Annotated in this window: 20 protein-coding genes and 2 tRNA genes; 16 read left to right on the top strand and 6 right to left on the bottom strand. The window is 47.2% G+C overall.

The genetic code is table 11. The features are described 5' to 3' along the window. Nucleotides 1-166: 166 nt before the first annotated feature. Nucleotides 167-1687, bottom strand: a complete 1521-nt coding sequence (locus FDF36_RS04805; RefSeq protein ID WP_220390542.1) for a ClC family H(+)/Cl(-) exchange transporter — start codon at nt 1685-1687, stop codon at nt 167-169. A 479-nt stretch (nt 1688-2166) separates the two neighbouring features. Between FDF36_RS04805 and FDF36_RS04800 the strand changes: the two genes are divergently transcribed. Both FDF36_RS04800 and FDF36_RS04795 read left to right on the top strand, forming a co-directional pair. Continuing rightward, nucleotides 2167-2811 carry a DUF4136 domain-containing protein gene (locus FDF36_RS04800; protein ID WP_220390541.1) on the top strand — a complete coding sequence of 215 codons (645 nt, stop codon included), beginning with the start codon at nt 2167-2169 and terminating at the stop codon, nt 2809-2811. A 12-nt stretch (nt 2812-2823) separates the two neighbouring features. Next, nucleotides 2824-3459 carry an outer membrane beta-barrel protein gene (locus FDF36_RS04795; RefSeq protein WP_220390540.1) on the top strand — a complete coding sequence of 212 codons (636 nt, stop codon included), beginning with the start codon at nt 2824-2826 and terminating at the stop codon, nt 3457-3459. Nucleotides 3460-3611: 152 nt separating this feature from the next. On the opposite strand, the gene FDF36_RS04790 is transcribed toward FDF36_RS04795, so the two are convergent. From FDF36_RS04790 to FDF36_RS04780, 3 genes are all read right to left on the bottom strand, one after another. Then, complete coding sequence (locus FDF36_RS04790; RefSeq protein ID WP_220390539.1) at nt 3612-4784, bottom strand: DUF6688 domain-containing protein; 1173 nt, start codon at nt 4782-4784, stop codon at nt 3612-3614. 385 nt (nt 4785-5169) lie between these two features. Further along, nucleotides 5170-5243 (bottom strand) — tRNA-Asp (locus FDF36_RS04785). A 30-nt stretch (nt 5244-5273) separates the two neighbouring features. Next, nucleotides 5274-5347, bottom strand: a tRNA-Asp gene (locus FDF36_RS04780). Nucleotides 5348-5696: 349 nt separating this feature from the next. On the opposite strand from FDF36_RS04780, the gene hisH reads away from it, so the two are divergent. The 8 genes from hisH (at nt 5697) to FDF36_RS04740 (ending at nt 12596) form a co-directional block, all read left to right on the top strand. Beyond that, complete coding sequence (gene hisH, locus FDF36_RS04775; protein WP_005780065.1) at nt 5697-6287, top strand: imidazole glycerol phosphate synthase subunit HisH; 591 nt, start codon at nt 5697-5699, stop codon at nt 6285-6287. Between the two features lie 39 nt (nt 6288-6326). Beyond that, entirely contained in the window at nt 6327-7046 is a 720-nt protein-coding gene (hisA, locus tag FDF36_RS04770) for a 1-(5-phosphoribosyl)-5-[(5-phosphoribosylamino)methylideneamino]imidazole-4-carboxamide isomerase (RefSeq protein WP_220390538.1), read from the top strand. Nucleotides 7047-7164: 118 nt separating this feature from the next. Next, the gene (hisF, locus tag FDF36_RS04765; RefSeq protein ID WP_220390537.1) at nt 7165-7917 is read left to right on the top strand and encodes an imidazole glycerol phosphate synthase subunit HisF; all 753 of its coding nucleotides are present in this window, start codon (nt 7165-7167) and stop codon (nt 7915-7917) included. 178 nt (nt 7918-8095) lie between these two features. Then, on the top strand, nt 8096-8707 hold the full coding sequence (hisIE, locus tag FDF36_RS04760) for a bifunctional phosphoribosyl-AMP cyclohydrolase/phosphoribosyl-ATP diphosphatase HisIE (RefSeq protein ID WP_005788819.1): 612 nt from the start codon (nt 8096-8098) through the stop codon (nt 8705-8707). Then, nucleotides 8692-9390 carry a cell division ATP-binding protein FtsE gene (locus tag FDF36_RS04755; RefSeq protein WP_220390536.1) on the top strand — a complete coding sequence of 233 codons (699 nt, stop codon included), beginning with the start codon at nt 8692-8694 and terminating at the stop codon, nt 9388-9390. The genes hisIE and FDF36_RS04755 overlap by 16 nt, the downstream gene beginning before the upstream one ends. Nucleotides 9391-9421: 31 nt before the next feature. Next, complete coding sequence (locus tag FDF36_RS04750; RefSeq protein WP_193683742.1) at nt 9422-10741, top strand: aspartate kinase; 1320 nt, start codon at nt 9422-9424, stop codon at nt 10739-10741. 141 nt (nt 10742-10882) lie between these two features. Then, the gene (lysA, locus tag FDF36_RS04745; protein WP_005780054.1) at nt 10883-12046 is read left to right on the top strand and encodes a diaminopimelate decarboxylase; all 1164 of its coding nucleotides are present in this window, start codon (nt 10883-10885) and stop codon (nt 12044-12046) included. A gap of 70 nt (nt 12047-12116) precedes the next feature. Further along, a complete protein-coding gene (locus FDF36_RS04740; protein WP_220390534.1) occupies nt 12117-12596 on the top strand; it encodes a ferritin in 480 nt (159 codons plus the stop codon). Nucleotides 12597-12897: 301 nt separating this feature from the next. Here the strand turns inward: FDF36_RS04740 and FDF36_RS04735 are convergent, their stop codons facing one another. Both FDF36_RS04735 and FDF36_RS04730 read right to left on the bottom strand, forming a co-directional pair. Further along, nucleotides 12898-13518, bottom strand: a complete 621-nt coding sequence (locus FDF36_RS04735; RefSeq protein WP_220390533.1) for a hypothetical protein — start codon at nt 13516-13518, stop codon at nt 12898-12900. 490 nt (nt 13519-14008) lie between these two features. After that, entirely contained in the window at nt 14009-14320 is a 312-nt protein-coding gene (locus FDF36_RS04730) for a DUF4248 domain-containing protein (RefSeq protein WP_220390532.1), read from the bottom strand. 214 nt (nt 14321-14534) lie between these two features. Here FDF36_RS04730 and FDF36_RS04725 point away from each other — a divergent pair, with 214 nt between their 5' ends. From FDF36_RS04725 to FDF36_RS04700, 6 genes are all read left to right on the top strand, one after another. Continuing rightward, on the top strand, nt 14535-15479 hold the full coding sequence (locus FDF36_RS04725; RefSeq protein WP_220390531.1) for a tyrosine-type recombinase/integrase: 945 nt from the start codon (nt 14535-14537) through the stop codon (nt 15477-15479). Nucleotides 15480-15839: 360 nt separating this feature from the next. Further along, on the top strand, nt 15840-16232 hold the full coding sequence (locus tag FDF36_RS04720; RefSeq protein ID WP_220390530.1) for a hypothetical protein: 393 nt from the start codon (nt 15840-15842) through the stop codon (nt 16230-16232). Between the two features lie 24 nt (nt 16233-16256). Further along, complete coding sequence (locus tag FDF36_RS04715) at nt 16257-17402, top strand: DUF3575 domain-containing protein (protein ID WP_220390529.1); 1146 nt, start codon at nt 16257-16259, stop codon at nt 17400-17402. A gap of 35 nt (nt 17403-17437) precedes the next feature. Beyond that, nucleotides 17438-18394, top strand: a complete 957-nt coding sequence (locus FDF36_RS04710; protein WP_220390528.1) for a fimbrillin family protein — start codon at nt 17438-17440, stop codon at nt 18392-18394. Between the two features lie 33 nt (nt 18395-18427). Beyond that, nucleotides 18428-19441: a fimbrillin family protein gene (locus tag FDF36_RS04705; protein WP_220390526.1), complete on the top strand. Its 1014-nt coding sequence runs from the start codon at nt 18428-18430 to the stop codon at nt 19439-19441. A gap of 15 nt (nt 19442-19456) precedes the next feature. After that, nucleotides 19457-20425, top strand: a complete 969-nt coding sequence (locus tag FDF36_RS04700; RefSeq protein WP_220390525.1) for a fimbrillin family protein — start codon at nt 19457-19459, stop codon at nt 20423-20425. Nucleotides 20426-20547: the final 122 nt, after the last annotated feature.

Below are 20547 nucleotides of genomic sequence, written 5' to 3'. Positions count from 1 at the left end.
TTTGTTTATGTTAGTGCATCTTCTTGTCGGTGGACAAGAAGGTGCACTTATTTATTGTAGCGTTGCCATATTTAGAATTGTGAATTTATAAGTGAGATAAATTCTAACTTCGTGAACATATTTATAGCCTATCGATAAATAGACACATTCCTCCATGTCTTGGGGATCATTCATTCGCCATGTTCCTGAATGTACGGTATAGTTTTTCGAGTTCACATGACGGAAGACTGATATCTACCCGGTCTCCCGGATGAATGGATGTGTTATGTAAAGACAAGGGTATTCCTTTTCGCATGACATTCTCTATTTTACAGTCCTTGGGCAAAATAATGTCTTTTACTTTTTTTCTTTCCATGTATGAGTCCGTATTTACCTCGAATGACAGGATGTGTCGGGATCTTGAATATTTCTCCTCTTTGGGCAGTAAACGTAAATACAACCGGTCATATATCGGTCTTACCCCTGCGATATCGCTGATAAAGTAAGTGATTCCTACTACGATTGTCATTGGAACCAGCAACTCAAACTTATGGGTCATTTCCAAAAGCAGGATAATGCCTGTAACCGGAGAACGTACGACGGCTGCGAATGCTGCAGCCATGCCAATGGCCATAAAGAAACCGCAATGTTCTGCCGAGAGAAAACCTTGCCGGATAAGTATAAGCGCGAATACCTTTCCTGTCAGTCCTCCGATGACGAGCAACGGAAGGAAGATACCTCCCGGAAAACCGGTTGAATAACTCAGTGCTGTGAACAATAATTTAAGAAGGATAATGCCACAAAGAAATAATATGCCTGTATATGCGGCGGTGTCTGCTTGTTTGAGTAGGAAATCTTCACCACCTGCAATCAGGTCTGAGAAGAAATAACCTATGATATAGGTTACAATAACCACTGATAGTGTTTTTAAATATATCGACATTTGTATTTGGCTGTACTTCTGTTGGAAATAAAGCAGACAAGTATTAAAAAGCTTTCCGACCAGAGACAGTAACAAGGAAAATAAAATGAAAGTCAGGGTGATTCCGACAACACTAAGTTCGGAAGGGTAGGCAGCGTTGATCGGCGCATACCGGTTTCCTGGGAATGCCCACCCGGCCATTGTTCCGGCTATAGTCGATGCCAGAAGTGAGGTAATGATTATTTTTACAGAATCGAATTTTTCGAGTTCTTCCACAATAAATATCGATGAAGCCAGGGGGGCGATAAAGGCTGACGAGAGTCCGGCACTTGCTCCACCCGTATAAAGATAGCGTTGTTCCGAGACGGATGCATGAGTCCATTTTCCTATTATACGGGCTACGAATGCCCCCATTTGTACGGAAGGCCCCTCTCGTCCGAGAGATAACCCCATCCCTATACTTGCCAGACCTCCTGTGAATTTTAAAACAAGCGCTTTGAACGGCCGGTTGATTGGGAATCTGCCATAAATGGCTCCTTCTACCTGTGGAATACCGCTGCCGGAAATGGAACTGCATTTCTTTACACAATAATGTATGATTAACCCTATGATCCACATTGAAAATATAACTGAAAGATGCACCCACCAGTTTACCTCGGAGTTAAACAAAAGATACCGCAGAGCAGATGCCTTGCCTAATAAATAATGATAAGGTATGGTTACGATTCCGGTGAAGCCCCCCACCAGAATACATAACAGGTATAATTTTACGTACTTTAGTTCCATTTTGCGTCTTATAATATAATAAAGTTCACTCTATCATCATTCATCCGGTTTGCTTTATTGGGGGGCAGTTTTTAATTGGTAAATCTGATAGTTCTGGTGAGGAATGTCAATCCGGCGGCAAAGATAGCCAAATGATTGGAGAAGCGGTCTTTGAATCCATCTTTTGTTTATCAGATTTTTTTTATGCTTGCTTTTACGATTCAGAATCCAATTTTAACGGTTGGGGACTTTTACGTTTCCGGTTCGGAATATTAAACTCTATAAAGTCCGATCTGATGCCCTATCTTTATTCCAAAATTAAGGAAAGGATATTCAATATAAAGATTAGGATTAAGAGGAAATTAGGAGTGTTATCCATGGCGTTTTTCTAAGAGTAATGATTTTAAGTGAAAAGATTGTTTATTGGAGAAGAGTTTTGATGGGCTGGGGCGATGAATGTCTGAACTGGCTCTTAGTCTAACATTAAAAGTGAAAGGAATATGAAAAAGTATTTGTTTATTGCTTTAGTGGCGGTATTTGTCACTTCGTGTGAAAAGGACCCGGATTTGGGTAAACTCGACAATGATTTTACGGTTTACACCAATTACGACAGTAATGCTAAATTCAAGGAGTTTAATACCTATTGCCTGCCTGACAGTATTTTGCTGATAGGACAAGGTATGAAAGCGACCTATTGGAAAGACGCTAATGCGCAGCAGATCATTAAGCGGGTAGCCGATGAAATGAATGACCGGGGCTACACAAGGGTAAAAGAAATAAAGGATGCCAATATCGGGATTCAGCTCTCTTTTGCCCAGCAGACTACGCAGGTAATCGGGAGCGGCGGATGGTATGACGGCGGATGGTACAATGGCTGGTGGGGACCCGGTTATTGGGGGCCGTATTGGAATGACTGGTATTATCCTTATCCTGTAACTTACAGTTATGACACGGGTACTATGATCATGGAAATGGTTAATCTGACCGATCATCCTGCCGAAGGAGGCCAGAAAGTAAAACTACCGGTAATTTGGCACTCTTACGCTACAGGACTCTTATTTGGCAGTTCTAAATATGATTTGCAGCTGACGCTTCGTGCCGTTGATCAGGCATTTGAGCAATCACCATACATTAAGAAATCCTAAAATGATAAAATTATGAAGACTCTAAAATTTATTTCGAAGAAAAAATATGTACTGGTTCTTATGACTTCAGTTTTATTTTGCTTAAAAGGTTATTCGCAGAACTTACCCGAGAGAGTGCATTTCAATGTGGACTGGCAGGTGAACGCACATGTCGGTACGGACTTTGCAAACAAGATCAGTGGTTGGGGTATGAACTTTGAAGGAAATTATGCATTAACGCCACATTGGGATTTGGGAGCCTTTCTGAGCTTTCATACTAACCATAATTATGTAGGACGCCAGACTATCACCGATGGTACGGTTTCTTTGACTACTGACCGGCAGGAATCTGCTTTCCAGCTTCCCTTCGGATTGACTTCTGCATACCGGTTTACGGATTATGGATACCTGAGACCATACATCGGTGCCAAAGTGGGAGCTATGTATGCCAAGAATACGACCTATCTGAATACGGTCAATCTGTCTGATAAACCTTGGGGATTCTATATATCACCGGAGGTTGGAGTGAATATTTACCCTGTGCCTGACGGACGGTTCGGATTCCATATAGCTGCTTATTACAGCTATGGAACCAATAAAAGCGAAGTGCTGACCGGTACTTTGGACGGTTCAAATAACGTTGGTTTCCGTGTAGGTATCACCTTCTGACCTGAAATGTCTGTGAAGACCGGGAGTGAGTATAAATGTAGCTTTTACATTTTACGAAACTTCCGGTTTATATTTGTACTCTAACGCTTATATCAATCTAACATTTTACACTATATGTATTACATAGTGAGTATCAACTCGCTTATATTATTTCATTGTGGAATATTATTTTCAGTATCTTGATATTGTCTTGCTATTCGTTGTTCGGGCGCAGTGTCGAATGTATATAAGACCAATATAAAGAGCCACTCGGCAGGTTTCATTACCCAATAAATTATATTTGCTTTCCATGGACGGTCAATGTAATGACATACGGGCAGGCCGTAACGGTCGTAGTTGCTGCGGATGACATTGTGAAGGTGAGGGCAATGCTGCGACAATATATCTTCAAAAGCATTGGCGACACAGAGCTGACGGTTGACGATAATCGGCACACCATGTCGGATACCTCTACGCAGCGGTTTAACGATATGGGGATTACCCTGAGCAGCCACCGTACAGAGGTAGTGCCCTGTATGTGAAAGCACCGGAGGAGATATCTTGGTAGAGAAGTACCAATCACTGGTTTGGGTAAATGCATTGATTAAAACTTGCTGTTGACCAAACAGTGTCAATATCCCCAAAATAACGACACACACAGGTAACAACAGAATCAGTGCCGCAACAGGCAGTTTCCCACATCGGGACAATATCCGGCTCAATCGGTTTAGAAATGGCGACTTATATTGTGGCCATGCAGTAAGTGGCTCTTTGATATACCCTACAACCATTCGTACTACCATCAGGATATAATTAACTGCAAAAAGCATAAGGTAAATTATAGAATAGTTTAGTCCTTGGTCAGAATCCAATATTCCTCCCGTTCTGAAGTCGGGTTCTTCCATAAAAAGATTTTCACTAAGCTGGATAATCCACAAAACGGCATAGATACAACCTACATAAAGTCCTGAAAGCAAAATAGTTTTAGGTAATGGTGGTAGATGATCGCCCTTTACACGCAATACCAGATAACTTACTACTGCAATGACCATTACAAAAATGATAATCGGTTCAATACAGAGTGGAGAATGATAAACATCATCCAACTCCCTTAATGATTCATCCCAAGGTTTAAGCGGTAACACCACTAAAAAGGTCAGTGGTAAACCTATAACAAAGACAGCCAAGTCCAACGGTTTGCGAGGTTTTATACGCTGTATGAAAAGTACCAGCACATTGCGAATTGTAAAGAACAGAGGAATACCCAATAGGCATACGCCAATTATTATCAATATAATTATCTCAATTATTCCTATTATTTCAATCATCATAATTATTTTAATCATTGCTTTTTTAGCTGTGGCAAAGATAATCAAATTACATGGGGGGATGCTAATAACACTTGAACAGAAATGGAAAAAGTTGCAGCATTTTTATTTTACGAAAGTATATAATCACTTAATTAATATACAAATTCTACATGTTCAGAGGGCACTGTGTTCTACAAACAGAATTTGTCTGGACAAAATGTAGTATTCCAGACATGCGAAGAACCTGAATGCTATTTATCAACTCGGAATCACTGGGTCATACTGCAATTCTGAGGGAAATTTGGGTATGATTCATTTTAGGGAGTATTGAGTTACATAGAAACAACAAAAAAGCAGCTCTAAGTCTATAATTTAGAGCTGCTTTACTTACTTTTGACACTTTGTCGTCTTAGTGTATCTGCGGTGCGTACGGGACTCGAACCCGTGACCCCATGCGTGACAGGCATGTATTCTAACCAACTGAACTAACGCACCAATTTTATTTTTTTATTAAGATTTGAGATGCGGTGCGTACGGGACTCGAACCCGTGACCCCATGCGTGACAGGCATGTATTCTAACCAACTGAACTAACGCACCAGTATTTCATTTCTTAATCGCTATCTCTCTCGATTGCGGTTGCAAAGGTAGGTATTTTTCCGAAACCTGCAATAGCTGAGCGAAAAGTTTTTTGAAAAAAATGAAGCGATTTTGGCTTAGTTCCTCATTTTTAAGCCATTTAGTTTGAAAAAAAAGTGTGAAAAAATAATAGTGTAATTGGTCTCCTGTTTTCCTTCTGTTTTCCCTTTCGGATAATACTTATTCGTTTTATATGCCGAAAATCTTTCTATCTGTTATAAATCTATCTTTTAATTCAAACTTCTTGCTCCGATTTTTCGTGGTTTTGCAATAATTCGTTATTTTTGCGGACTAAATGTAGTACATTAAAATGAAAGTAGCAGTTATCAAATATAATGCAGGTAACATCCGTTCTGTGGACTATGCATTGAAACGCCTGGGAGTGGAAGCGGTGATTACCTCTGACAAAGAGGTGTTGAAAGCCGCTGATAAAGTGATCTTTCCCGGGGTGGGGGAGGCTGAGACTACTATGCTTCATCTCAAAGAGAGTGGTATGGACCGTTTCATTAAAGAACTCCGCCAGCCGGTATTGGGCATTTGTCTGGGCATGCAGCTGATGTGTCGTTTCTCCGAAGAGGGGAACGTCGGTTGCCTTGGGATTTTCGATACCGACGTGAAACGTTTTGTGCCCCGGAAACACGAGGATAAGGTACCCCACATGGGATGGAATACCATCGGTCAGTTGAAGAGTGACTTGTTCAAAGGATTCACCCGTGATGAATTTGTTTATTTCGTACATAGTTATTATGTACCCGTCAGTGAGTTTACGGCTGCCGAGACCGATTATATCCACCCTTTCAGTGCCGCTTTGCATAAAGATAACTTCTATGCCACCCAGTTTCATCCCGAAAAAAGTGGGGTGGCGGGTGAGAGAATTATAAAGAATTTCCTGGAGCTCTGATTCCCCCGGAAGTTTAAACCGTTAATTGAGAACAGACAGATGATAGAATTAATTCCGGCCATTGATATTATCGATGGGAAGTGTGTACGCCTTTCCCAGGGAGATTATGATAGCAAAAAGGTATATAATGAAAACCCGGTGGAGGTTGCCAAGGAGTTTGAGGCCAACGGCATCCGGCGTCTGCACGTTGTGGATCTGGATGGTGCTGCTTCACATCATGTGGTCAACTACCGGACACTCGACCTGATAGCCAGCCGCACTTCGCTGATTATCGATTTCGGCGGTGGGCTGAAGAGCGACGAAGACTTGATAATCGCTTTTGAGAACGGGGCGCAGATGGTGACCGGCGGCAGTATAGCTGTCAGGAACCCTGATATGTTTTGTCGTTGGATAGACCGTTACGGCAGTGAAAAAATCATTCTGGGCGCCGATGTCAAAGATCATAAGATAGCTGTCAACGGTTGGAAGGACGAAAGTGACTGTGAACTTTTCCCTTTTCTAAATGATTATACGAAAAAGGGCGTTGAAAAGGTGATCTGTACCGACATCAGTTGTGACGGTATGCTGGCCGGACCTTCCCTGGAACTATATAAGGAGATACTGACAGAGTATCCCACCCTTTACCTGATAGCCAGTGGTGGAGTGAGTAGTGTGGCCGACATTGAAGCGTTGCACGAAGCCGGGGTGCCTGCCGTCATTTTCGGCAAGGCTCTTTACGAGGGTCGTATCACTCTTAAAGAGCTTCAGGCATTTATTTAACCACAGGGTAATGCGGAGTTTTACAGAGTTCTGTTTTCTTTAATCGTTGCACTCTTTAGAGTTCTGTGTAATTTTGTGGTCAACCATTAATCAAACGTAAAATCGTAAATATAGAATCGTGTTAGCAAAAAGAATTATACCTTGTCTCGATATCAAAGACGGGCAGACCGTGAAAGGGACGAATTTCGTAAACCTGCGCCAAGCCGGCGATCCGGTAGAATTGGGGCGTGCCTATAGCGAGCAGGGAGCCGACGAACTGGTGTTTCTTGATATTACCGCCAGTCATGAAGGGCGTAAGACCTTTGCCGAACTGGTCCGGCGGATTGCTGCCAATATCAGTATTCCTTTTACTGTTGGGGGAGGGATCAACGAATTGAGTGATGTAGACCGCCTGCTCAATGCCGGTGCCGACAAAATTTCCATTAACTCTTCCGCCATTCGCAACCCGCAGCTGATAGACGATATTGCCAAGCATTTCGGGTCACAGGTATGTGTGCTTGCGGTAGATGCCAAGCAGACTGAGAACGGGTGGAAGTGCTATCTCAACGGCGGGCGTATCGAGACTGACAAAGAACTGATGACGTGGACCAAAGAAGCTCAGGAGCGCGGAGCCGGCGAAGTGCTGTTTACCAGTATGAACCACGATGGAGTGAAGACCGGATATGCCAATGAACCCCTGGCGGAGCTGGCTTCCCAACTCTCCATACCCGTTATCGCATCGGGCGGAGCAGGCCGGATGGAGCACTTCCGCGATGCTTTTACACTTGGTAAAGCAGATGCCGCACTGGCAGCCAGTGTTTTTCACTTCGGAGAAATTAAAATTCCCGAATTAAAATCGTATCTTTGCGGCCAGGGAATTACCGTCAGGTAGAAAGCGTAAGCAAATCTTAGCCTGAAGATAAAAGACGATATAGAAATGAATTAAATAAGAGTTCAACACAGATTACACAGATTAACACAGAACTTTTAATCGTAGATAATCAGAGAGATCAAAGATTAATCAGTGAAAATCCGTGTAATCTGTGGTGAACCCTGAAAACATAAGAACCATGGATTTAGATTTTGATAAAATGAACGGACTCGTTCCGGCTATCATACAAGACAACGACACCCGCAAGGTGCTGATGCTTGGCTTCATGAACAAGGAGGCTTACGAGAAAACTGTTGAAACCGGGAAAGTAACCTTTTTCAGCCGTACCAAGAACCGTTTGTGGACAAAAGGCGAAGAGAGCGGTAACTTCCTGAATGTCGTGTCTATCAAAGAAGATTGTGACAAAGACACCCTGCTGATTCAGGTAAATCCGGTCGGTCCGGTATGCCATACCGGAACTGATACCTGTTGGGGAGAGAAGAACGAAGAACCTGTCATGTTCCTCAAGTTGCTGCAGGATTTCATTGACAGACGTCACGAAGAGATGCCCGAGAAGTCCTATACCACCAGCCTGTTCCAGTCCGGTATCAACAAAATTGCCCAGAAGGTAGGTGAAGAGGCGGTAGAAACCGTGATCGAAGCCACCAACGGCACAGACGACCGTCTGATCTACGAAGGTTCCGATCTGATCTATCACCTGATTGTATTGTTGACTTCCAAAGGATACCGCATCGAAGATCTGGCACGCGAATTGCAGATAAGACATAGCGACTCATGGACGAAACACTGATTCACTATACCGACGTAGAGATACATCAGCAGGAACTCTGTGTGCTGAGCGATGTCAATCTGCAACTGCACAAAGGTGAGTTCGTTTACCTGGTGGGTAAAGTAGGCTCCGGCAAGACCAGTCTGCTCAAGACCTTCTATGGTGAGCTTGATGTGGCTTCCGGCGAAGCCGAAGTGCTTGGTTACCGGATGACATCCATCAAACGTAAGCACATTCCGCAGTTGCGGCGCAAGCTGGGCATTGTCTTTCAGGATTTTCAACTCCTCACCGACCGTACAGTGAACGACAACCTTGAATTCGTGCTTCGTGCTACCGGGTGGAAGAATAAACAAGAGATCAGGGAGCGCATCGCTGAGGTGCTCAACCTTGTCGGGATGGAGAATAAGGGCTATAAACTGCCTAATGAACTTTCGGGTGGCGAGCAGCAACGCATCGTGATAGCGCGTGCCGTGCTCAACTCGCCGGAGATTATCTTAGCGGACGAGCCTACCGGGAACCTCGATGTGGAGACTGGAAAGGCCATTGTCGAACTGCTGCACAACATCTGTCAGGCGGGATCATTGGTAGTGATGACCACCCATAATCTCCAGTTGGTTGCCGAATATCCCGGACAGGTATACCGGTGTGCCGGACACCGCATTGTCAATGTGACGGACGAATTTGTGAAAAGAGAAAATAATTAACATACATACTAATTTTAACACAGTAACGAAAATGAAAGTTTTAAAGTTTGGAGGAACTTCCGTAGGCTCTGCACAGCGGATGAAGGAAGTGGCCAAATTGATTACCGATGGTGAAAGAAAGATTGTTGTCCTCTCGGCTATGTCGGGCACAACAAACACATTGGTGGAGATTTCCGACTATCTGTACAAGAAGAATCCGGAAGGTGCCAACGAGATTATCAATAAGCTGGAGGCTAAATATAAACAGCATGTTGACGAGCTTTACGCTACTGAGGAGTATAAACAGAAAGGGTTGGAGATCATAAAATCTCATTTCGACTATATCCGTTCGTACACCAAAGACCTCTTCACCCTGTTCGAAGAGAAAGTGGTGCTGGCACAGGGCGAGCTGATCTCTACCGCTATGGTCAACTACTACTTGCAGGAGTGTGGCGTGAAGTCCGTATTGCTTCCGGCTTTGGAGTATATGCGTACAGATAAGAATGCGGAACCCGATCCTATCTATATTAAAGATAAACTTCAGGCACAACTGGAACTCTATCCGGATGCTGAAATTTACATCACCCAAGGCTTTATCTGCCGCAATGCTTATGGCGAGATTGACAACTTGCAGCGTGGTGGAAGCGACTATACCGCCTCACTGATCGGTGCTGCTATTCATGCTTCCGAAATCCAGATCTGGACTGATATCGACGGTATGCATAACAACGACCCGCGCATTGTCGACAAAACGGCGCCGGTGCGCCAGCTGCATTTTGAAGAAGCTGCCGAGTTGGCCTACTTCGGTGCCAAGATTCTGCACCCCACCTGTATTCAGCCTGCCAAATATGCCAACATTCCGGTCCGCCTGCTGAACACCATGGACCCTCTTGCGCCGGGCACACTGATCTCCAACGATACGGAAAAAGGTAAGATCAAAGCTGTAGCTGCTAAGGGTAATATTACTGCCATCAAGATCAAGTCGAGCCGTATGTTGCTTGCTCACGGTTTCCTTCGCAAGGTATTCGAAATCTTCGAGAGTTACCAGACTTCCATCGATATGATCTGTACGTCGGAGGTAGGAGTTTCCGTATCTGTCGATAATACCAAGCACCTCAACGAAATTCTGGACGACCTGAAGAAATACGGTACCGTTACAGTCGACAAAGACATGTGTATCATCTGCGTCGTAGGCGACCTGGAGTGGGAGAACGTAGGTTTCGAAGCCAAAGCACTCGATGCTATGCGCGACATTCCCGTGCGTATGATTTCGTTTGGCGGTAGCAACTATAACATCTCCTTCCTGATTCGTGAGTGCGACAAGAAGGTTGCTTTGCAGTCGCTCAGCGATATGCTGTTCAACGGCAAATAAAATGAATTAGGTTCACCACAGATTGCACAGATTATCACAGAACTTTTAATCTCGAAATATCAACGAGATAAATTGTTAATCTGTGAAAATCCGTGTAATCTGTGGTGATTCCAACTTAAACCTCATTAGTCACTTTTCAACATGAAAACTGTATTCCCCATTCATAAATTCCGCGAGTTGCAGACCCCTTTTTATTATTATGATACAAAGGTGCTTCGCGACACGCTGGCGTGCGTCAACCGTGAGGTGGCACGTTACGACAACTTCAGTGTACACTATGCCGTCAAGGCCAATGCCAATTCCAAGGTACTGACCATCATCCGCGAAAGCGGACTGGGTGCCGACTGTGTCAGCGGAGGTGAAATCCGTGCTGCCATCAAAGCCGGTTTTCCTGCCGGGAAGATCGTCTTTGCCGGTGTGGGCAAAGCTGATTGGGAGATCAACCTGGGACTCGATTACGATATTTTCTGTTTCAACGTCGAGTCGGTTCCTGAATTGGAAGTCATCAACGAACTGGCCGCTGCCAAGGGCAAAGTAGCCAACGTTGCTTTCCGTATCAACCCCAATGTCGGTGCGCATACTCATGCCAACATCACTACCGGGCTGGCCGAAAACAAATTCGGTATCAGCATGCACGATATGGATAAGGTGATCGATGTGGCTTTGGGTATGAAGAACGTGAAGTTTATCGGCCTTCATTTCCACATCGGTTCGCAGATTCTCGATATGGGGGATTTCATTGCGCTTTGCAATCGTGTCAACGAGTTGCAGGATAAGCTCGAAGCCCGTCACATCCTCGTGGAACATATCAACGTAGGCGGTGGACTGGGCATTGATTACGATCACCCCAACCGTCAGGCCATTCCGGACTTTGCCGACTATTTCCGTACGTACGATGAACATCTGAAACTTCGTCCGCACCAGACTTTACATTTCGAACTGGGGCGTGCCATTACGGGACAATGCGGTTCGCTGATCTCCAAGGTGCTTTATGTCAAGCAAGGCACCAACAAGCAGTTCGCCATTCTCGATGCCGGTATGACCGACCTGATTCGTCCGGCACTCTATCAGGCCCATCACAAGATGGAGAACCTGACTTCCGAGGATACGACAGTTGAAACCTACGACGTGGTAGGTCCCATCTGTGAGTCGTCCGACGTTTTTGGTAAAGCCGTCGATCTGAATAAGGTGAAGCGTGGCGACCTGATTGCCCTTCGTTCCGCCGGTGCTTATGGCGAGATTATGGCTTCCGGCTATAACTGCCGTGAATTACCGAAGGGCTATACTTCGGAGGAATTAGTGTAATCTCCGAACAATCTATCTTTTAAAATTGTTATTTTTGTAGTGATTTTAATAACTTAAAATGAATACGATTATGATTTCAGAGAAATTACAGAATGCAATTAACGAACAGATTACAGCCGAGATGTGGTCTTCTAATCTGTATTTGTCTATGTCTTTCTATTTTGAAAGAGAAGGTTTTAGCGGTTTTGCACATTGGATGAAGAAGCAATCTCAGGAAGAGATGGGGCATGCTTATGCCATGGCCGAATATATTATCAAACGTGGCGGTACGGCCAAAGTAGATAAGGTAGATGTTGTTCCTACCGGTTGGGGTACTTCCCTCGAAGTGTTTGAACACGTCTTTGAGCACGAACGCCATGTATCGAAATTAGTGGATGCATTGGTCGACATGGCCGCAGCCGAAAAAGATAAAGCGACTCAGGATTTCCTTTGGGGATTCGTTCGCGAACAGGTAGAAGAAGAAGCTACTGCACAGGGCATTGTCGATAAGATCAAGAGAGCCGGTGATGCCGGTATTTTCTTTATCGATTCTCAGCTCGGTCAGCGATAAGGTTTTTCACCACAGATTACACGGAATACACAGAGTTTTAATGCTAATGAACGGAGTTCACCACAGATTACACGGATTAACACAGATTTATCTATTTCTCAATCTGTGTTAATCTGTGTAATCTGTGGTGAAAAACATTAAAACTCTGTGTACTCCGTGTACTCTGTGGTGAGCGATTGATTTCTCTCATAGTTCCGGTTCTATTTTTCGGTGTTCCCCTTTTAAATTTAAATCTGTGTTAATCTGTGAAATCTGTGGTGAACCCTGATTCGTTTATATATAATGTACGCGCGCGTGTACCTTACATTTCATATTCATTCAGAAACGCTTTATCCGCCAGATACATCGCTGCTTGTTTGCAGAACCGTGTGTCGTTCAAGTGATAATAGTATTCCTCCACGCTTTCGATGGCTGCCCGGCGTTCGGGTTCGCTCAGCTTTTTCCATTCGCGCCTTGCACGTCCGATGTTTACTTTGGCTGTTTGCGTCATCTCGTGATACTTTTCCCAGAAGAGGTGGAAACTCCGGTCCGACGAACTGTTTCCCGTTTCATACGCTTTCAGCTTCCCCGTCCATAAGTCGTAGTTGTTGACTCGTATCCGCATCATTCCGTTGGGTGAGGGTAGCCGCTCGATGATGCCTTCTTTGATCATTGCATTGAAGAAGTGCCGGGTTTGCGTGCGTTTCCAGCCCAGCAGGCTCGCCCAGTGGAGCAGGCTGTGGGGCGATTCGCCCCGATGACAGATGAAGTGCTTTCCGCAGGAGGAGCACTCCATATCCGAGTAGTTGACGTTCATCAGTACCCGTATCAGGGCTTCGAATCGTCCTTCTGCTTGTCCGTGAGTAGCGAAATAGTTTTCCAGCAGGGATTTGGGAATAACGATATAACCTTTTTTCAGCATTTCGACAGTTGGTGTTTTCATGGTAGTTTTGTTTTTAATGGATTTCTAATCTGATTTCTCACCACAGAGTAACACAGAGTAACATAGAGAAAATATTTTTTTCAAGTGTACCGGTTATCAAAAAGAAACAAAAACTCTGTGTCGCTCTGTGCTACTCTGTGGTGAACTCCCCGCAAAAGTACCTTCCCTTCGCCCCCTCTCCAAAAAACGGGTTCTGATTGGTTGGAATAAGTCATTCTCTGCTGCTTTCTGCTTCGGAGAGGGGGACGGACAGAGGCTCTGATCCTCTCCGACAGAGTCTCTGATGGCCTGTGACGGAGGCTCTGTTTGCTTCCGTTTGAGGCTCCGTTTCCTCCTCGTTTCGTCCTCCATAGGTGGGCCAGTGTCGGAGCCATCTTTTTTCTGCCTCTTATTATTTGAGCTACAGATGTTTATGCGGTATTCCGCCACCCCTCGAAAATATCAGGTGGGCCATATAATAAATACTAACAAAAAAAGATATATAAATATATCAGTCGAATTTCCGGTCACGATTGAGCAGAGTCCCCCTCAGTTCCGGATGTCGGGCGATCAATAATCCTACTTCGTCTGGCATGCCCCAATATCGGATGATGATACAGATCTGTCTGGGAGAGAGCATCAGGGTGTGCTGGTGATATTCCGCTTCCGCCAGTTTCCGTGCGAGTCGGGGGTGCTTCTGTATTTCGCTGCGGAAGCGGCGGATTGCTGAACTACCGGTCTGTAAGTCCGGAAAATAAGCGACGGCTACGGTGGATACCGGATGGAATCCTTCGAGTAGCCAGTTTTTGTGTTGGATGTTCATGTTCTTAATTCTTTTAAATGTTTATAATTTCTGCCGAAAAGCTGTTAATTTACATTTTGGGGCGCAAAGATATATGAATTTTTTTAATAGTTCTTTTCTTTCTTGATCCCCCTGTTTATCGGGTATCTGGCTGTTTGTCCAGATGTTTCATCGCGTGCGCCCGCAATGAACCGGAACGCGCGAGAAGTGTTATTTGTAATTAAATTGATAAAATATGAAAAAACAAAGTTTAACATTTTATTTATCTTCTTTGGTCAAAAAAATGAAGTCGGGTGGTCGTTACGGCACTGCCCACGTGTATGATTGTGCCATGAAGTCGTTCTCCGCTTTTTGCGGAAACAAGGCTGTTCCGTTCGGTGTGCTCACGCCCGAATGCCTGAAACGATACGAAAATCACTTAAGGGGAGCAGGAAAGAAGGAGAATACGGTTTCCACCTACCTCCGTATGCTTAAAGCCACCTACAGGAGGGCGGTTCGCGAGAAGATAGTAGAGAACTATGATCCTATGCTTTTCAGCGATGTCGGTACCGGTACGCGTGCCGGTATTAAGCGCGCCATCGAACCATGTGTCATGAGCAGGATACTCAATGCCGACCTCGCGGCGCTTCCCAAGCCACTTCGGACGGCATGTGTACGCGCCAGCCTGATGTATCGTTTCCGTGGGATGTCTTTTGCCGATTATGCTTACTTGCCTGCTAAGGGTTTGCAGCCCAAGAAACGGTTGACATACAAGCGTAAGAAGACGGGACGTACACTGACTGCTCTTGTTTCTGCAGAGACGCAGGCCCTGATCGATCTCGATGCAAACTGCCAGGAGGGCTCAGATTATCTTTTCCCTATTCTGGGGACCTGCGAATGGGGGAGCGAGGTCGGATATAAAACATATCAAAGGGAACTTCGCAAGTTCAACCATCGCTTGGGCAGGCTCTCCAAGGTATTGGGGCTGGGTGTACGCATCAGTTCGTATACTATCCGCCATACGTGGGCAACAACCGCCTTCCATCAAAAAGTACCGATAGGTTTGATTGCCAATGCTATGGGGCACTCCTCTGTCAAGGTGACGGAGACTTACCTGAAACCTTTTGAAGAGGAAGAGTTGAACCGTGTCAATGAAGGAATCATAAAGTACACCATGGGACAGATAAATGCTGCCATGTAGTAGTATGCAGCTGATAATCAGCCGTTACTTTGTAGGTAACGGCATGAGTATAACAGCACAAAAGTGAACAAAACAAAGCAAATATCCAAATAAAATCGTAAATAATTTCGTTTAAATCTCCAAATAATCTTCCATACTGTCTTTTTTACTTGCATTTTTATCTGTTCTTGAAGAAAAACCGCATGTGAGTGGCTTTCGCATTTAAATGTTTAAATGTGATATTGACATTTTATGCCGGTTGCTAAACGTATAAATGTTTTTATTTCTGATGTTTAGAGAGTGAGATGCCCGCTGACACTTCAGTCTGTCATGTGCCGTTACCTACAAAGTAACGGCCATCACACAACAAAACAAGAAAATATGCTTACAGCAATTACTCAGGAAGCCATCAGGCTTTTGCGTTATATCTATTATCGGGACACGTTTTGCGGCTGTCCTTACAATCCTGCTGATTGTTTTTTTAAAGATGCTTCTGTACTTCTGCTTCAATTAGAGGGCGGAGGCTTAGTTCGTTGTGTCTGCCAGGAGGCTCCGGATAAGCCGGAGTCATACGAACTCTGTAAGCCTTTGGAGTCCGTCAACCTTTTATCCCTTTTGCTGATACTGAACGAGGGTGTACACCCGGTTTCTCCCGACGTGGACGAACAGCGTGTCTACGGACGCTATGGGGTAGTCGCTTCCCGTATGGGTGTGGTCAACCAGATGATGCGCAGCATCTTCGGTGAGATTCATTTGACGGAATTGTGTTTGTAATTTGATTTTTAGAGATTGTCTGCCATGAACCGGATTTTACTTCTGCTCCTATATGTCTTTCTGCTTTCCGCCCCTGCTTTGGGACAAGAGGGCGGCGTTTGCCCTGCCCGGCGGTGCGATTCGCTGCATACATTCCGTTTTGTACAGGGGCGTGATGTGCTGTATGCCGACTATCGTGGCAACGACCACGAACTGAAACGGCTTTTTGCGGCAGTCACCGCTTTCCGTTCCTCCATCGTGGATGGAAAGATGCGCATCTACGTAGACGGTTACTGTACGTCGGGGAGCAGTGTGCGCGATAATCTCCGGCTGGGTTATGTACGCAGCAGCCGTGTGAAATCCGAACTTATCACCCGCAAGGGGATGAAAGAAGCCTGGTTTGTGACACACAACCATGCCGTGCCGTGTCCCGACGAGGAGCGCGATGTGGTGGTGGTATGCCTGCGCGAACCGTTGGCGGCCGATACCCTGAGCCCTTCCCGCTATGCCGGGTATGCCTCCCGTTATCCGCTTTTGCCCGCACGGGCTCCTTCGTTGCCGGAAGGCGGAACGTGCCCGGCACCCGCTCTTCACGAACAGTCCCGCCCGCTCGCAGCGGAGCACACATACCCTGCGCAGGTCGGGCCCTCGCGGGTCATCTTCTCCCTGAAAACCAATCTGTCCGACTGGGCGGGTCTGACGCCGGAGGGCCGTTTGGCGGCTTTCCGTCCCAACCTGGCTGCCGAACTGTGCTTTGCCCGTCGTTGGTCAGTGATGGCCTCGGCGGCATATTCCGGTTGGAAAGGGGGGAAGGAGCACCGTTTCTGGGGTGTTTCGGGCATTAGCCTCGAACCCCGCCTGTGGCTTAGGGGAGACGGGCGTTACCGCCGGTTCTATCTGGGAGTTTACGGGCAACTGGGCGACTTCGACTATCAGCCTTCACCTTCGGGAGATGCGGGCGCTACAGGTGCCAGCCGCACGGGATGCTACTGGCATACCGGACTTTCTTTCGGTGTCTATCTGCCCCTGTCACGCCATTGGGGGATAGAAGCCGGGATACGTGGAGGCTATCGCAATGCCTCGGCGAAGGCTTACGACAACGAGCCGCCCCATGCATACTATCATCACGATGCCTCGTCCGTCCGTTGGGGGCTGACGGGGATCAACGTGGGCGTGGGATATAGGTTTTAATAATAGTGGTGAACTAAAACAAGAAGATTGGGAATATGATATTCAAGCCGAAATATATGATAAAAGTGGTCGCTCTTATTGGCTTCTGCTTCTGCTCCTGCACCGAGCGCACCCTTGAGCCGCGTCCCGAGGTAGAGCCTGTCCCCATCCGGCTTTACACAGGCATCCGCACCCGTGCGTTGGTCAGCACCTTTGGCGAAACTTCTGTGGGCATTGCCTATGGAAGCCGCACGGGAGAGTACGACGGTGCTTGGGACGGGGTGGCTACGGACAACGAAATCCGCCTCACCCCCGAACGCTATTATCCCGCTGACGGTTCGGCGCTCTTTCTGAGGGGATATTATCCCCCGGCTCCCCTGGAGGCGGACGGCAGCCTGACTTACCGGCTCACGGGCGAAGAAGACCTGATGCTGACCGGGGAACAGTCCGGTTCGCTGTCGTCACCTTTCGGTCCGGCGGAAGAACAATCGCTGATGTACCGCCACCTGCTGACCCGGCTCAGTTTTGCCCTCACCATCGAGGCGGAAAACACCGAAGGGTTTCGCATCCGTGAGCTCCACCTCAATGGTCTGGCCGGCGAGGTCAGCCTTTCGCTTGCTACGGAACTGCTTACCGCTACGGGTGAAACGGTTTCGGTCCCCATCTATACCGTTGAGGAAGGAGGGGACGGATTAGGGTTTACCGATGGCAAACTTTTCCTTCCGGGCTATGTATTGGTGCAACCTTCGGCAACGTTCACCCTCGACCTGACGCTGGCCGTGGACGATGACCGTACGCACGACCGGGTCTACCGGGAACTTCCCATCCGTTTCGAAGGAGGCGGGGCAGGCGAGGGAGGCATCTCGTATACGGTGAAGGTGGAGTTACCCTCACCTTCAGCACCCGATCCTGCAGAGATAAGCGCCGTGGCCACAGTAGGAGAGTGGCAGGCGGGGAAACCGGGAAGCGGCGAACTGGATGGAGGCAAGGTAAACGGTGAATCCTTGAAATAACAACTATATTATTAACTATAAACTTAAAAAAAAATGATGAAAACGAAATTAAGTGTAGCGGCTATGGCACTCCTATTGGCGGGCTGCTCAAGCAATGACACGGACAGTCTGCCCGTGGGTCCGGTGAACGCAACCCCTATCCGGGTGTCGCAGAGTGTACAGGGCTTGGCTACCAGCCGTGCTGTGGCTGCCGAAGGAGCCGATGTGACAGCTACCGTGCTGATGCATGACGGAACATCGGGAGACTGGTTGGGTTTTACTCCGGTCACTAAGAACGATGTTGCCGATAACGGAACGCTGAATGCACGCGCAACCGTATCGAACACCACTTTCACGGTAGGCGGTTCTGCCGCCGATTTAGGGCTGAACCCTACTCTTTACTATCATGCGTCAAATACGAGTGAGAATTCTTTCCTGGCGGCAGTCTCTCCCGCAGGTGAGGTGAGTGCGACTACAGTAAAGATCCTTCAGACAGACGGACAGCAGGACGTGATGTATGCGAAGGAAGTAGCGGCCGGCAACAGCGGGGCATCGCAAACAGCCGCCCTGGTTTTTGAGCACCTCACCACTCAGCTTAATTTTGCGATGAAACTGGAACCGATTGCCGAGAGCAAAGGAGAGTGGGCAGGTAAAACGGTCAGCCTGAAAAGCATTGAGGTGCAGGAGGCTTATCGTCCTACCATGGTGAACGCCACCAATGGCGATGTGACGTGGGATAATATCAATAGCGGTACTCTTCCTGTCCCGGGCATTTCTAACAATGTGTTGTCGGCGGAAGCCGTGAAAGTGGGTACACCGGTCATGATCCGTCCTGCGGCTAAACTGATGGTTTGCGCCATTATCAATGTAGGTGGCACAGACATTCCTTTCCACAATGTGCCCGTTAAGGCTGCGGGCGGAGATGATCTGGCTACAGTGAAAGGCGAAGCCCACCTGATCACCTTGACAGTGAAAGAGCCGAAGGGTGCGAATGCTACCAAAGTGACGGCTACCGCTACCGTGACTCCATGGAAGGCCGGTGCTGACGGCAGCGCGACATTAGAATAAATCTCCCTGTTGCCCATGTTGACGAAACACTCTTTTACACAGATAAGCCTCTTCGCCCTGCTGGGCGCATGGGTTTCCGGCTGTACGGCCGCCGGCGACTCTCTCTTGACGGAAGAGAGGGTCCCGGTGCAGCTCTGTGCCCGGGACGGAGCGCTGTCGAGGGATGCCGCTGCCGGCAATCTGCCGGAACAGGAGTTCGAAGCTACGGTGGCACTTTCTACTGTGAAGGGTGACTACGCTTCTTTATCGGAGGCATACGAAGGTACTTGGGACGCTATAGTCCGGACCAACGGCACTATGGAGTGGAAAGCGGCGGCGGGAGCCGGGCCTGTATACCCCCCTTCGGGCGACTGGCTCTATCTGACCGCTTTCGCTCCGGCAGCCGTTCCGGTAAGCGGTGTGGCATCTTTCGTGCTTACGGGGCAAACCGACTTGCTTTATGCCGCCGAGCTTCGTGGCAACAAGTGGGAAGGTGAGCGCTTTGCCGGCAACCGCTTGAAGGCGGACCGTCCGCTGGAGTTCAACCATCTGCTCACACAGCTCTGCTTCAAAGCCTGCAAGGGCCTGACGGACGGAGTGGCTGTAAGCATCCGCCGGATTACGGTGAACGGGGCGCTGCCTTGCGCGGACTTGACGTTGGCTACGGGAGTGCCGGTGTTCAGCGCTACGGAGGAACATCCCGCCGGACTCTCACTGAGCCTTGCCGGACCGGGAACCGAGGTGACCGGCACCGTTCCCGTGGAAATAGGAACGATACAGGTGCCCCCTTTACAGGCGGGCGACACCTATACACTGACTGTAGAAACTTCCATAGGCACGTTCAGCGGTTTAACGGTGAACTACGCCGCCGGAGAGAATCTGTTGCAGGCAGGCATGTCCCATACCGTGACGCTGACCATCAGTGACCATGAATTAGGAATCACCTCCGTGACCGTGCAACCGTGGACTACGGTGACGGTGGACGGTGACCTGGAGGCGGAATAATTTCACCACAGAGTAATTTCACCACAGAGTACGCAGAGTACACAGAGGGGATTTATTCAAGAGGTAATAGATAGAAAGACTAAAAAAAAACTCTGTGTCCTCTGTGTCCTCCGTGGTGAACT

This window comes from Bacteroides fragilis, assembly GCF_019583405.1.
GTDB classification, from domain to species: Bacteria; Bacteroidota; Bacteroidia; order Bacteroidales; family Bacteroidaceae; genus Bacteroides; species Bacteroides fragilis_B.
Note: the sequence above shows the minus strand (reverse complement) of the source record. Positions and strands in the feature narration are given on the sequence as shown.